The sequence below is a fragment of the Actinomyces ihuae genome, assembly GCF_001457875.1.
In the GTDB taxonomy this organism is placed as follows: Bacteria; Actinomycetota; Actinomycetes; order Actinomycetales; family Actinomycetaceae; genus Pauljensenia; species Pauljensenia radingae_A.
The window spans coordinates 1011220-1025411 of sequence record NZ_CZPX01000005.1 but is presented as its reverse complement, the minus strand read 5'-3'; the positions used below and the strand labels follow the sequence as shown (position 1 = coordinate 1025411).

Below are 14192 nucleotides of genomic sequence, written 5' to 3'. Positions count from 1 at the left end.
GATGAGTCATGGGAGTCCCACGCACGGGCGCAGTGCGCCTTGAGGACGTGGCGCGTGCAGCTGGCGTGTCACGTGCAACGGCATCGCGTGTCGTGCGCGGGGATGCCCGTGTGTCACCGCAGAAAGTGCGCGCCGTGCAGCGCGCTGTCAAGGAGCTGAACTATCGGCCTAACCGTGCGGCCCGTTCGCTCGTGACACGGAGAACTGACACGATCGCGCTGATTGTGCCTGAGCCGGATCAACGCATCTTTTCCGACCCGTTCTTTTCTTCGGTTGTGCAGGCGGTTGTCTCCAGCCTGGATGACACGGACGTGCAACTGGTTCTGGCATTTGCAGACAAGGAAGGCCACCACCAGCGCCTGCGACCATTCCTGTACGACGGGCATGTGGACGGTGCGATCGTGACTTCTCATCACCAGATCCCCGGCCAGGTTGAAACCTTCATGCACGCGCCCATTCCAATCGTGTTCATCGGACGACCCGAACAATCCACCTCCTTTGAGTCGTGGGTCGATGTGGATAACAAGCAGGCTGGTCGTATGGCTGCCCGCCGACTGGTCGAGGGTGGATCGCGCAAACCGGCTATTATCACCGGATCAACGGATATGGTGGCAGCGCAGGATCGTCTGGCTGGTTTCTGTGATGAGCTGCGAACTCACGATATCGAGGCACTCGTTGTCAACGGCTCGTTCACTGCTGAATCGGGAGCCCGGGCGGGGTATCAGTTGATAGAGCCGATTCAGCGCGGCGAAGTTGACGCTGTTTTTTCCTCGTCGGACCTGATGACGATGGCCGCAATCAATGTGTGGCGTGACCAGGACATTCGCATACCGGATGATGTTTGCGTGGTGTCGATCGACAACTCGGAAATGGGAGCGAGCTTCACTCCGCCATTGACGTCACTGACGAACCCTGCTGATCAGATGGCTGACGTTGCCACGCGGATGCTGCGTGACCTGATCAACGGCGAACATACGGAAGCTCCTGTCTTGCTGCCCTGTGAGCTGGTGGTCCGCGCATCAGGTTAGAGTGGAGCATGCACAAGCCCGAATCGAGCGCACGTGATGACGACTCAGCTGTGCCTTGTGATGCGCACAGGAACAGGCGTCAGCGCTGTGATACCGATAGCTGTGAAGAGGAGCGCCCACTGAGCACGTGGCAATTCACGGGAACCCTGCGCACGTACCAACGCGACATTCTTGCCACTTTGACACCAGGCCCGGATCATCCCCTGCATATTGTGGCGCCGCCAGGAGCAGGCAAAACACTGGTCGGCCTGATGCTGGCCATGCGTTCAGGATGGAAAGCCGTTGCACTGGCTCCCACGACAACTATTCGCCATCAATGGGCTCTGACTGCCACGAAGCTGAGCCGGGCGGCCGCCGCCTATGCACCCGTGCCGGACGATGAACCTCAAGCTACGATCAGCGAAGATCCGGAACTGGTCGGCGATTTCACTGCGCTGACATATCAGGCATTGTCCACCGTCCGCAGCACAGATGCTGTTGCTGATTTGGCGCGGGAGCAGTGGATCGACGACCTGGTGGATGCGGGCCGCTCAGTGCAGGCGGCTGACGAATGGTTGAAAGATCTGAAGAGCTCAAATAGCGCGGCTTATCGCTCCGGCATTTCTCGTCGAGCCTCCAAGATCCGCACAACCCTGACAGCGCAGGATCCTAAGCTGGTGGAACGCGTACTGCACCCTCATGCAATTGCTGCAATTGATCGGATAGTTCAGGCTGGCGTGCGCACAGTCATCCTTGATGAATGCCATCATCTGCTTGACCACTGGGCACTGGTTATCGGACTGCTGTTGGCGCGTATTCGTGCCAGTGGCCGCGAACCGATCGTGATCGGTTTGACCGCCACGCTGCCCAGTGTGGACGATGGCCGCGCATTTGACACCTATTCAGGTCTGTTCGGTGACGTCGACTTTGAGGTTCCGACCCCTGCCGTCGTTCGGGAAGGCAACCTTGCACCATACCGGGATCTTGTGTGGTTCACTGAGCCGGCAGATGATGAAATCACATTCCTTACCTCTCATGATCGCCAATTGCGTAGATTTTTGAAGGCAGTTTTTGCAGGGGGTGAAGGACTCGACTTTTTGTTGGAATCAATAGGTTTCATAGGTATAGACGGCGAGCAGCCTACAGGTATAGATGCACAATTGGAGGCCGATTATGCATTCACGGAATCAGCTGCGCAGATTCTGATTCACACCCACGGTGATCACCCTGCAGCACTCACACTGCCCAGACTGATCGGCAACAGACGCCCCAGCATCGACAGCGCCATACGGGTGTGTGCACGCTTCGCGTTGGAGAAGATTCTGCCGGATGCGAGCCGAGCCGATGAATGGCACGCGATGCGCCGCACACTCAAAGACTTTGGATATTACCTGACTGACAGAGGGATCCGTGCGGGTCGGAATCCGGTTGACACCGTCATGGCGCAGTCACACGCCAAGAACGATGCGGCCGTCGATATTGTGCATCACGAGCTGGCAAGCGCGGACGGTCAACACGTTCGGGCAGTTATCGTGTGCGACTTTGCCACTGAAGGGAATCGACGAGGGCGCTCCACCGGCCCCGTTGCCAGCGCGGTGGAATGTTTTGCCCGAGTGTGTGCTGACGCGACAACAGCGGGACTGCACCCGATTTTGCTGACCTCACAGCACCTGCATGTTGCCAGCGCTGACGCGCAGTGGATCATTCCCGCCCTTGAAGAACTCAGCGGTCTGCGCCTGGCAGTTGATAGCGGTGACGAGAACGAGCCGGAACAGGCAGACCACCTGGTGACCAGAGTCAAAGTGGAATCATCCTCCCCTTCTGCGGCAGTGCTTGTCAGAGCGGTATCCACACTGATGGAGCAAGGCACAGTACGTCTGCTGGTCGGCACCCGAGGCTTGCTGGGGGAGGGATGGGACTGCCCGGCCGTCAACACGCTGATTGACCTGACCGCTGTGGCCACATCAGCTGCAACTCAGCAGCTGCGTGGGCGCACACTGCGCTTGGATCCCCAATGGCCAGGAAAGGTGGCGCACAACTGGGGAGTGATCTGTGTGATGCCGCCGCGTATCTCCCTGGATTCTGATGCGGAAATATCGCGTATGAATCGTCGCCACGAACAGTTGTGGGGACTGGATGTCACCCTGCCAACCGGTCATGCCCCGCAGGCCAGCGACTACTTGCAAGTCAGCGACCGCCCGCACCCCGGCAACCAGCCGCAGCCCGCCAACACCCTGCTATCAGGTCAGTTCCCACAGATCGTCACCGGCATCGATCACTCGCTCACGCTCACTGGGCAAGCCAGGTTGCGCGCACTTCTTGAAGGCGACAGGCGTGCCACCATCAACCAGCTCAATGAGCAGACACTGCAGCTCATAGCGTCACGAGCCGCCACCTACGAACAGTGGGGTATCGGCCAGCCCTATTCAGGCGACACCAGCCACGACACGGCAGTGTCGGCCGGAAAGAATCCAACGTTCTATTCGCCGCCCACCCTCTGGACAGCCGTGGCCCTCCTTTCCGGCCTGTGTGCCCTGCTGGCCGGCATCATCTGGCCAATGCTCGTCATGTGGGGCACGCACCCTGTCCGCATCCTGATAGCACTGGCATTCATGGTGGTGCTCCTGGGCATCGCAGGCGCATGGCGGCTCCCCGTTGAAATATGGCGCATGTTACGAGGGCGTTCACACCCCGCCCGCGTCTATGCCGGTGCCACTGTTGCCGTCTCCCGCGGCCTTGTCGCCTCAGAACGCGGCCAGCGCCTTGTCTCACTCGATGAGGTTCAGGTCCGCCCTTACGGCGCGGTCACAGTGGGAACCCAGGCAATGCCCGCCGGCTATGTCGTGTCTTTGCCGGATGTGCCCGATGCGAGTGCACGCACCATCATCGATGCAGTCAGTGAAGTCTTCGCTCCCATTGAGACACCGCGGTTTCTGCTGCGCGTGACCTTTCAGGGAGATTCGCAGCGCCCGTCGACGCTGCTGTTGCGCATGGTCAGCTGGATCGCGCAACGGATCTCACCCTCGGCACTGTACGTGCAGGTTCCCAAGGAGGTGGGAAGGCGAAAAGCCGGAGCCAAAGAATTCGCGCGCGCCTGGGCCGAACTGATTGGACCATGCCAGCTTGTGGAGGTATCGGGCGTCGAGGCGATGAGGCCGCTGGCGCAGGCTCGCCTGGCCAGCCGCAACAATCAGACGTATTCACGGGTACGCACCGTGTGGGCCTGACGTCAGCTGCGCGGTCTGATGCCGTGCGCATGTGCCCACACCACCAGTTGAATACGATCACGAGCGTGCACCTTGCGCAGCAAACTCGACACGTGAGTTTTCACCGTGGATTCACTGACAAAAAGAGCCTCGCTGATTTCCGCGTTGGTGTGACCGGCTGCCAGAAGTTCGAGTACCTCGCGCTCGCGGTCGGTCACATTGGCGGCTTCCAGAGCCTGGCGTGGATCCAAAGCGTGGCCCGCATCCATTTCAGAGCCACGAGTACCACCTTCGCCACGAGCACCTTCGCTCCGCTGACGCATCGCGTTCATGACAATGCGCGTCACGTCATCATCCAGTATCGCCTTGCCTTCAGCGACGCGCCGAATCGCGTCGAGAAGTTCCTCAGGCCTGCACGTTTTCAGCAGAAACCCGCTGATGCCGGCAGAAACAGCATCAACAACGTAGTAATCATCTCCAAACGTTGTCAGCATGATGATCTCCGGCCCGCTATCTGCACATTCGTCCACAATCTCGCGCGCCGCGCTGAGCCCATCTTTCACGGGCATCTCAATATCCATGCAGATCACATCCGGCCTCGCACTGCGTGCAATGTCGAGTGCCTCCAGTCCGTTCCCACCTTCAGCGACAACCTCCATATCGTCAGCAGTGTTGACAATGATGCGCAGCCCGGAACGCACCAACGCCTGATCATCAACGAGGGCGACTCGAATCATGCCATCTCCTGCCTGGCGACTGTGCTGGGATCACGATCACCGGTCGATTTCATCAGGGGGACATGTGCGCGCACGACGAACCCGCTGTATTGACCGGGATGCGCTTCGACAGTACCCCCGACCGCACCGATACGTTCACGCATACCACGCAACCCCATTCCCGTTGACGTGCTCGCCGAATGCGCGGGCCGCCCTCGTCGATCGGCAATCATTGCCCTGGACGTGTCAACCACTTCAACCTCCACCGCATCAGAGGCGAACCGGACGATGACCTGGACGCGGCTGCGTTTCGGCGCGTGTTTACGCACGTTCGTCAGCGCCTCTTGAGCCACGCGGTATAGAGCGACGTCGACCAGCATCGGCACCGGACGCGGCTCACCCACCACAACTGTGGTTACATCCATACCGATGTGCGCGGCCTCTTCTACAAGGGAAGGGATCTGTGCGATGCCGACGGTCGGCCCGTCTTCACCATTGCTCGGGTCACGTAACGTGTGCACGAGGCGGCGCAGCTCTGTGACCACGGCGGACGTGCCTTCCTCGATGTGCTCCAGGGCGGGGCCGATCTTCGAAGGATCCGATGTCAGGTTCAACCGGGCAGCGCCGGCATGGATGCCGATGACAGAGATGTGGTGAGCCACCACGTCGTGCAGTTCGCGCGCAATAGCCAGTCGTTCCAGCACGACAGCCTGGGTAGCGGTGGTGCGACGTTCCCGTTCCAACTCTCCGCCTTGCGCTTCGAGGCGTGCCCGCGTGCGTGCCCACTGCCAGGAGGCTTCACCGACTGCGCAGGCAAGTGTCAAGTTCAACAGGTTTGTCATGACGGTGATGAGAATGACCGTGGCATAGGCAGAAAAGACGCCGGCGCGGGAGATACCGGGGAAAAGTTCGACATTGGAGGAGGCGAGGATGAGCCACACGGCGCACCAGATCACGATCGCCGCGGTGCAGACCAGCCGCACCACCAATGCGCGCACGCGTTGGCGACCCCACGCGCCCACCGTGTACAGAGCGATCGACAGGCACAGGGAGGTGACCAATTGTTCGGGCACGCCAAAATGCGCATTGACCAGGAACGCCGCCGTGATAATGAGGGCCACGGTGCAGGGAATGCGTCGGCGCAGCGCGGAAGCTGTAAACGTGATCGCCAGGGAGGCGAGCGTCAGCCACATGGGGGCAACTTCCGTGAATATGCCCGAACGCAAGTAGAGGGGAACCGTCAGAGCTGACCATGCGGCCAGCACGCAGGCCAACACAATGTCACGCCTGAGCCCCTGTTCAGTGGGACGCGGCCTGACCCATGTGGAGTTCAACTCGACAATCGGACCCGTCATGAATCCAGCATAAAGTCATGATCCTGCGGGCGCGGGGTCAGGGAGGTGGCGGGAAGCGAAAATCAGTCGCACGACCGATAGGAATCATCCGCCAGACGGATGCGGATCGGCTCAGGTGGCACGTAGCGTAAGCACCATGCTGGAAGTTCGAAATCTTAACCGGTCATTTTCCGGCCACCAGGTCCTCCACGATCTGTCCATGACTGTTGCCGATGGGCGCATGACGGGTTTCGTTGGCGGAAACGGCGCCGGGAAAACAACGACGATGCGTATCATCATGGGCGTCCTGGAAGCTGACTCGGGTGAAGTCCTGATCGATTCACACCCGACGAGCACCGCTCAGCGCGCGCAATTCGGATACATGCCAGAAGAACGCGGCCTGTACGCGAAAATGCCGCTGCGCGAACAACTCATCTACCTCGCGCGTCTGCACGGCGTGTCCGCGCACGACGCATCCACGTCCACTGATGAGCTGCTTGATGAACTCGGCTTATCGGAACGCGCTGCGGAACCGGTGGAAAACCTGTCGCTTGGCAATCAACAGCGCGCCCAGGTCGCGGCGGCGATTGTGCACCACCCGACAGCGCTGATCCTCGATGAACCCTTTTCCGGTCTGGATCCTTTCGCGGTGGATGTGGTGCTCGGCGTCCTGCAACGCATATCGGACACAGGTATTCCGGTGCTTTTCTCTTCTCACCAGCTCGACGTGGTCGAGCGCCTATGTGAGGACCTCGTCATCATCAGCGACGGTCACATCGTGGCCGCGGGAGAGAGGGAAGAGCTGCGCGAACAGTACTCGGACCGCTCGTTCGAAATCGAAGTCAGCGGTGACTGCGGGTGGATTCGTGACATGCCCGGAATCGAAGTCAGCGCCCTGGAAGGCGGATTTGCACGCTTTTCAGCACTCGACGAGCAGGCAGAACAACGCGTCGTCGAGCAGGCTCTGCACCGTCGCGACGTAGCGGGTCAGCTCTTGCACTTCGGCCCCATCGTCCCCTCACTGGCACAAATCTTCAAAGAGGTCATCGAATGAACTGGTTCCAGCAAGTCGTGCTGATTACCGCACGCGAGGCAAAAACACGATTCACGTCCAAAGCTTTCATCGTCATGGTGTCGATCGTGGGTCTTGGCGTCCTGGCGGGCACCATCATCCCCGGGCTGCTCGGCGGCGATGATGAGGTGCCTTCGGTCGCCACTGTCGGACCCTCCGTTACGCAGATGGCCACGAGCGTGGGGCTGGATGCCACCGAAGTTGCTGACAGGTCCGGCGGTGAAGAACTCCTGCGCGACGGCAGCGCCGAAGCCGTCATTGACGAGGGAGACTCACCCGTTGGCCTGACAGTGGTGGCACTGGAAAAAGAACCGGCCAACGTGATCAATGTATTGGCGGCCTACCCAAAGGTTGAACTTCTGGATCCACCACAAGTGGACAGCATGATGGCGTTCATGATCTCGCTCATCTTTGCGGCCCTGTTCATGCTCAGTGCGGTCACATTCTGCAGTTACGTGGCGCAAGGCGTCGTGGAGGAAAAGTCGAGCCGCATTGTGGAGATTCTGCTGGCCACGACGGGTGCGCGCGCACTGATGTGCGGCAAGATCGCAGGTAACACGATCGTGGCGTTCACTTGTATCGGTGTGGCTGCAATTCTGGCGACGACGGGTCTGCTGGTGACGGGGCAGGATTTGCTGCTCGGTGAGCTGGGATCGGCTCTGATCTGGTTCGTGATTCTGTTCCTGTTGGGCTTCATCGTGTTGGCTGCGCTCTATGCCGGTGCTGCTTCACTGGTGTCACGCCAGGAAGACGTCGCAGGAGTGACCGGGCCACTCATGATGCTCATCATGATTCCGTACGTTCTGGTCATCCTCTACTTTGACAACACCACGGTCATGGCCGTCATGAGCTATGTGCCATTCAGTGCTCCGATTGCGATGCCGGCACGCCTGTACATGGGAACGGCACAGTGGTGGGAACCGTTCATCAGCACGGCGATCCTGATCGTCACCACGGTGGTGTTGGTGTGGTTGAGCTCGATCGTGTACGAGCGTGCGGTGATGCGCATCGGCAAGCGCGTTGCACTCAAGGACGCGATCAAAACGGTGTGAGCAGCGGGAACTGTGCGCGCAGCACGCTCTTTGCCACAGTCCGTCATATTACGAGCCGCAAAACGGCACTATGATGTGGATCCGTACCTGACATGTGACGGACGGGAACTGGGTTTATGGACATCGTGGTGCTCTGCTCAAGCCGATTTGGACATACACGCCGCATCTGTGGGCGCGTCGCTGACATCCTGCGCCAGGACGGGAACGATGCTCGCGTCCTGGACATCACGGGACGCGAACGCATCGAGCCTGCACCGGGTCGGGCAGTCATCGTCGGAGCCTCCACCAGGTACGGTTATTTTTCCCCACGAGTGTGGCGCTTTGCCCGCACCAACGCTGCAGCACTGGCTCACATCCCCAGTGCTTTTTTCGGAGTGAACCTCGTGGCCGCGAATGATGGCAAAAACACTCCGGAAACAAACGTGTACATGCGTCGCTTCTTCGAACACACCCCATGGAAACCGGACATGATTGACGTATTTGCCGGTGACCTCGATTTTTCGCTCTACAACCCGTTCGATGCCGCGGTAATCAAGATGATCCGCCGTTTCATGGGACGCGACATTGACTTCACCCAGCGTGTCGAATTCACCAACTGGGATGACGTGGCCACATTCGCCCACGACTTTTCCGCACTGGCCGCTCACGGGAAGTAAACTATCGCTGATCCGGTTGCTGGATCACACGATATCCCCATGAATACCCCGGATCTGCCGCTGCTGCGCGGTCACTGAAAGTTCGGTGTGTATGCGTGGAGAATCACGGTGCGACAACCTGCTCGATGGTGGACAATGGTGCATTGAGAGGCATGCTGACTATGCAGCCCTCATCAATCCCTTCACACAGTAGTTCAGCTCGATTTTTGCGGAGAACACGTGAGCGCGCAGAATGTGACCCCTGCACCCGAGACTTCCGAATGCGCCGCCGATGCGTCACACTCTTCCAGCTCGCCGGCAGATGAGTGGCCATCACACGGTGTGAAGGTCTACCGCTCCCTGCTGAGCATTCCGCGCACCCCTCGTTTCGCATTCGGCGGCACAATCGCACAGTTCCCGTTTCCCCTGGTCGGAATGGGCATGCTCATCGGCGTTCAGCACGCCTACGGTTCTTATGGTCTGGCGGGTGCTCTGTCAGCGGTCGTGGCGCTCACCTCGGCCGTTGCCGGCCCGATCATTGGCCGTCTGGTTGACAACCACGGCCAGCGCCGCGTTTCCATTCCCATCATCACGATCTGGGTTCTGGCCGACATCGCCGTCATGGCGGCCCTGGCGCTGCGCGCCCCGATCTGGGTGCTCTTTGCTCTCAGCCCCCTGCTCGGCCTGTATGCACCGTTCGGCTCCATGCTGCGAGCACGGTGGGCTGTTGCGCTGCGTGAGCGGCCACAAGGCCTCAACTCTGCTTTGTCTTTGACTTCCACGCTTGAAGAGTGCATGTGGGTGATCGGCAATCCACTGGCAGCCTTTCTTGCCACCTCCATTTCACCGCTCGTGTCCCTGGCATTAGCTGCGGTCCTCATGAGCGTGGGCATGTGGATCATGCTGGCAGATTCGACCTACGAACCGGCCCCACAGTACGCTACCCGCCACCGATCCATCGCGCGCCAGGTCTCGCGAATACTGCGCCGTCATGGCGACGTGCAGGACTCCCTCGTCACTTCACCCACCACGGACGAGGGCGACTTGCCCACCAACACCCTGCCACCACAACCAGCTGCGCGCCAGGGCCTGTGGTCGGTTGCGTTCGCATCGATGCTGATCATTCAGCTGGCCTACGGCGCGTTCCTGTCGATCACGACACTGTCGGTCGTGGCGTTCAGTGGCGAGCAGGGCCACCAGGAACTGTCCGGCGTGATCACCGCCTGTTTTTCAGCTGCATCCATGATCGCGGCCCTCACCTACGGTGCGATCGACTGGAAGGGTGAGCTGTGGAAACGTTTCTACATCGGGCTGATTGCGCTGGCCGTGGGCTGTTCGATGCTGGTATTCGTGCACTCCATGTGGGGTGCCGCGATCGTCATGTTCATCGCCGGACTGGCGCAGGCACCGACCGTGGTGAACGTGAATCAAATGATTGTGCGTATGGTGCCGTCCTACCGATTTACCGAAGGCATGGCGTTGTGCGGAACAATGTGGGTGGTCGGCCAGTCTGCCAGTTCACTGATCGGTGGTCACCTGATCGATGCGTTCGGCGCCATCGGAGGATTCCTGACGACGGTCGGCTGCGCCCTGGCAGCACTGATCTGCGCATTCGCGACATTTTTACCGATTAAGCGCGCCGTACGCGGGGAGACGCCCGCGAACTACTTCTAAGAACGAGCTGCTGACAGGATTTGTGATTTGCCTGCTGACTAGCTTTGAGATCTGCCTGTTGACAGATTCTGGGAGCCGCTCAGCTGACGGGTTCTGAGGACTACCTCTGGACGAGGCCCTGATCGTTCATGACCTGCATGGCGGGGGCAGTTTCCGATGGGCTCGTGCCGTACTTCGAGATGATTTGGTTGCTGAACGAGTCGACGCGGCTGTTCAGGTTTCGCATGTCGTAGTACCGGGTGACGAGGGCGTCGTAGTCATCCAGTGCCGCGCGTGCCTGATCGGAGTCCAGGTCAGGGTATGCGTCAACGCCAACTGTCAGCTCGCGCGGGAGCCGCGGCTTGAACTGGGGTTCCTGGGCCGGGTGGCCAACCAGGACTCCGACAACGGGGTAGGTGTGTGCGGGTAGTTTGAGCAGATCGATTGTTTCCTGCGGCTTCGCGCCGATGGAGCCAAGGTAGACGGCGCCGAGCCCGAGGGATTCAGCGGCGATCACGTAGTTCTGCGCGGCGATCAGGGTGTCGCGACCGGCCTGCTGATAGGCGTTGATCGTTGATGCCGGGTCGGTGGGCTGGCCTGCGCGCTCGCGGATCACGGCGTTGCGATGCAGGTCCGCGACGAAGATGACCAGTTCTCCTTTCGTGCCTCCAATGTAGGGTTGGCCCGCGTTGCGGGCCAGCGCGTTGCGCGTGTCCTCGTTCGTGACACGGATGATCGTCATCTGCTGGTAGAAGCTGGAGGTGGGCGAGCGGCGTGCCACGTCGATCAGCGTGTCCATGATGTCCTCACCGACCGGCTCGTCTGTGAATGCGCGGATCGTGCGGTGCGCAAGCTGAGTGCGGATCGTCTCGTTGGTGACCGGAGTGGTCGGAGCAGTCAACAGTGGATCGTCATCAGTTACGGGTGGTTTCACTGGCTGGGTCGGATGGGTGGGCTGGGCTGACTGGTCGGAATGGGCTGACTGGACGGACACGGTGCCTCCTTCGCTGTGCGGCATGGAGCTCGTTGATGTCTGCCCATCATTGTCCGACCCGTCCGGCCAAATCACAACACCTGTCCACGCGAAGGTAATCCCAATACGATAGCCGTGAAGCCAGTTCGCCAGCCCACCAGGGAGAAATCCTCGGGCAGGCCTGCTGGCTTCCTCCTTTCCCGCACACGCGAAGATGATAGGACGCGCGTATTCAGTTCTTACTCGTCGTGTAACGCTTGCCTTGGTCGAAGATTGGAGCAATGAGGACTAAAAGGCCTGAAGCGACAAGAACGAGACCCACACCAGTTGTTGAGTTCGTCGGTGAAGCCACAACTAGCGACAATGCCCCAAGTGGCGCAAGGCCACCGGCAATAGCTGTGCCCAGCTCGCGAGCAGCGCCCACACCTGTGGAACGAGCCTCTGGTGGGAACTGCCGTGATAGGAATGAGCCTTGTGCGGCAAACATCATAGGAGCCAATATGCCAGTGCCGATCGCAAGAGCGATGTAGGCATTCAGATCCGTACCGCTTTCCAGCAATTTGAGGAAGATGAAGGCGTAGATCGCGGAAAAAGCCCCACCGGTCATAATGACGTTACGTGATCCAAACCGGTCGCACATGGCTCCAAAGAATGGAACCACGATGATGGCGATGGCGGCACCCACCATTACTGAACCGGAGGTTGTGTTAGCACTGACATCTTGGAATTGCTTAAGGTAAGCCAGCGAGAAGGTCTTGAAAATATAACTGATCGGGTCGACAAAGCCCGGGACAGGATCAACAGGTTCAAGCCAGCGCTCGCGGTCATGATGGTCAAGGCCTTGCAGGTGGAGGGCGTGGAGCTGGACGGGCAGACCGTTGAGGTGCTCTTCGAGCCGCCTCACGCTGTGTCAATGACGGAGAAGTATGCGTCTGCGAAGATGGCGCGCGAAGCCGGGGAATCACTGGAAACGATCCAGCGCAACATTCTCGGCTATTCGCCTGAGCAGGTTGCCCAGGACAAGCAACGCAGGTCTGAAGAGCAGATGGCGCAAGCTCTCCTGCTCGCAGCGCAAACAGCTGGCACACCAACACAGGGCGAGCAGGAAGCCGCGCCTGAACCTGTCGGGGCACCGTGATGAGCCAGATGGACGATCTGGATCTGATCGCCAAGGCGTACGGCTCGCAGGTCGGCGCGATACGACGCCAACTGCAATCCTTTGGCGACGCACTGTGGCAGGCACTGCCCGACTACAGGGACGAGAACATCGACATGCTGGTGCAGGCGATCGTCCCTCGCGTGAAAGCCGGACAGATCCAGATCGCGAACCTCACAGTCGCCTACGTCAAGCAGACACTCATGGCGATGGGCGTGAAAGCCCCCGTCACAGGAGTCGACGAGGACGCGATCACCAGCCTGCGAGGCGTCGACCCGCAGGAGGTATACCGGCGGCCAGCCGTCAGCGTGTACACGGCGCTCAGCCAGGGGAAACCCCTCGATCAGGCTGTCAAGGAAGGTGGCCTGAGGCTCTACCAGCTCATCGGCGGCGACATGCAGCTGGCAAAAACACGCCAAGCACACCGCTCAATGCGTCGCGCTCGCGCGGGCGGCGTGCAGTTCTACCGCCGCATCCTCACCGGCCGCGAAAACTGCGGCCTGTGCGTCGTGGCATCCACCCAGCACTACAGGGTCGACCACGTCATGCCGATCCACCCGGGATGCGACTGCGACTTCGGACCACTGCCACCAGGCACCGGCGAGGAATGGGTCATCGACCCCGACACGCTCGAACAAGTCCACTCAGCAGTCGAGGAACGCTACGGGGAATCCGACCGAGGCGCTCGCAGCCCGGACTATTCGAAGATGATCATGACCACGACGCATGGTGAGTATGGACCGGTCATCAGCTGGAAAGAAAGCATTGCAGAGCGCAAGCTAAAGACGAAAGCAGGAGTAAAGAGGTCTCTTAGTCTTCTCCCCGATTACTATACGAAAAAGGCCAATGTTCCTCGCACCCAAAGTGATCTGCGCGGTTTAAACAATCGAATATTCGCTTTGATTGGCACCGAGAGAATAATACCGAAAGGCTTTTCTAAGCTTCCGGTCGATATGATGTCGAAATCGCGTAGAACTTTAGATGGCGGAGTTGTCAGAGGGGAGTACATGCCGAACACCGGAAGAATACTTCTCAATCCAGAGCTGGAGAACCTCGAGATAACGATACTTCACGAATATGGACATGCTATTGATCATTTCTTAGGGGCAGGCACGTTTGCGTCTCAAGCAAAGGGAACTATTCCAAATAGCATTGCTACCCTGCTGGCAGGTCGCGGAACCACGAGATACCTTACGGTTTATAGCAGGTTTTCGAGAGTTGAAGAGATTTTTGCTCGAGCTTATGCTCAGTATTTCGTTTCAAAAATTGGGAACAGGAGTCTCAAACGCGCGATTAAGATGGCCGCAGAAACACCTGCCCACCAATGGAGTGAAGAAGATTTTCTAGAGGCAAGTGTTCTCTTCGACGAGTTATTCGGGATATGATGG

Annotated in this window: 12 protein-coding genes; 8 read left to right on the top strand and 4 right to left on the bottom strand. The window is 59.4% G+C overall.

The window, feature by feature from the left end:
* Window positions 1–8 precede the first annotated feature (8 nt).
* Window positions 9–1028: a LacI family DNA-binding transcriptional regulator gene (locus tag BN3002_RS09125; protein WP_058237570.1), complete on the top strand. Its 1020-nt coding sequence runs from the start codon at window positions 9–11 to the stop codon at window positions 1026–1028.
* An 8-nt stretch (window positions 1029–1036) separates the two neighbouring features.
* Window positions 1037–4234, top strand: coding sequence for a DEAD/DEAH box helicase family protein (locus BN3002_RS09120; protein WP_058237569.1), 3198 nt, complete (start codon window positions 1037–1039; stop codon window positions 4232–4234).
* Between the two features lie 2 nt (window positions 4235–4236).
* Here BN3002_RS09120 and BN3002_RS09115 read toward each other — a convergent pair whose 3' ends face one another.
* Both BN3002_RS09115 and BN3002_RS09110 read right to left on the bottom strand, forming a co-directional pair.
* Window positions 4237–4950: a response regulator gene (locus tag BN3002_RS09115; RefSeq protein ID WP_058237568.1), complete on the bottom strand. Its 714-nt coding sequence runs from the start codon at window positions 4948–4950 to the stop codon at window positions 4237–4239.
* Window positions 4947–6284, bottom strand: a complete 1338-nt coding sequence (locus tag BN3002_RS09110; protein WP_058237567.1) for a sensor histidine kinase — start codon at window positions 6282–6284, stop codon at window positions 4947–4949. The genes BN3002_RS09115 and BN3002_RS09110 overlap by 4 nt, the downstream gene beginning before the upstream one ends.
* Before the next feature lie 115 nt (window positions 6285–6399).
* Here BN3002_RS09110 and BN3002_RS09105 point away from each other — a divergent pair, with 115 nt between their 5' ends.
* From BN3002_RS09105 to BN3002_RS09090, 4 genes are all read left to right on the top strand, one after another.
* A complete protein-coding gene (locus tag BN3002_RS09105; RefSeq protein ID WP_257525597.1) occupies window positions 6400–7317 on the top strand; it encodes an ABC transporter ATP-binding protein in 918 nt (305 codons plus the stop codon).
* Window positions 7314–8387, top strand: coding sequence for an ABC transporter permease (locus BN3002_RS09100; protein ID WP_058237565.1), 1074 nt, complete (start codon window positions 7314–7316; stop codon window positions 8385–8387). Before BN3002_RS09105 ends, BN3002_RS09100 begins: the two co-directional genes overlap by 4 nt.
* A gap of 128 nt (window positions 8388–8515) precedes the next feature.
* On the top strand, window positions 8516–9043 hold the full coding sequence (gene hemG / locus BN3002_RS09095; protein ID WP_157886418.1) for a menaquinone-dependent protoporphyrinogen IX dehydrogenase: 528 nt from the start codon (window positions 8516–8518) through the stop codon (window positions 9041–9043).
* Window positions 9044–9262: 219 nt separating this feature from the next.
* The gene (locus BN3002_RS09090) at window positions 9263–10696 is read left to right on the top strand and encodes an MFS transporter (protein ID WP_058237563.1); all 1434 of its coding nucleotides are present in this window, start codon (window positions 9263–9265) and stop codon (window positions 10694–10696) included.
* 100 nt (window positions 10697–10796) lie between these two features.
* Here BN3002_RS09090 and BN3002_RS09085 read toward each other — a convergent pair whose 3' ends face one another.
* Together BN3002_RS09085 and BN3002_RS09080 are read right to left on the bottom strand one after the other, a co-directional pair.
* Window positions 10797–11669: an NADPH-dependent oxidoreductase gene (locus tag BN3002_RS09085; RefSeq protein WP_257525596.1), complete on the bottom strand. Its 873-nt coding sequence runs from the start codon at window positions 11667–11669 to the stop codon at window positions 10797–10799.
* A 211-nt stretch (window positions 11670–11880) separates the two neighbouring features.
* Complete coding sequence (locus BN3002_RS09080; protein WP_058237562.1) at window positions 11881–12552, bottom strand: MFS transporter; 672 nt, start codon at window positions 12550–12552, stop codon at window positions 11881–11883.
* A 9-nt stretch (window positions 12553–12561) separates the two neighbouring features.
* On the opposite strand from BN3002_RS09080, the gene BN3002_RS09075 reads away from it, so the two are divergent.
* Together BN3002_RS09075 and BN3002_RS09070 are read left to right on the top strand one after the other, a co-directional pair.
* A complete protein-coding gene (locus BN3002_RS09075) occupies window positions 12562–12786 on the top strand; it encodes a hypothetical protein (protein WP_058237561.1) in 225 nt (74 codons plus the stop codon).
* An 8-nt stretch (window positions 12787–12794) separates the two neighbouring features.
* Entirely contained in the window at window positions 12795–14189 is a 1395-nt protein-coding gene (locus BN3002_RS09070) for a hypothetical protein (RefSeq protein WP_154955727.1), read from the top strand.
* Window positions 14190–14192: the final 3 nt, after the last annotated feature.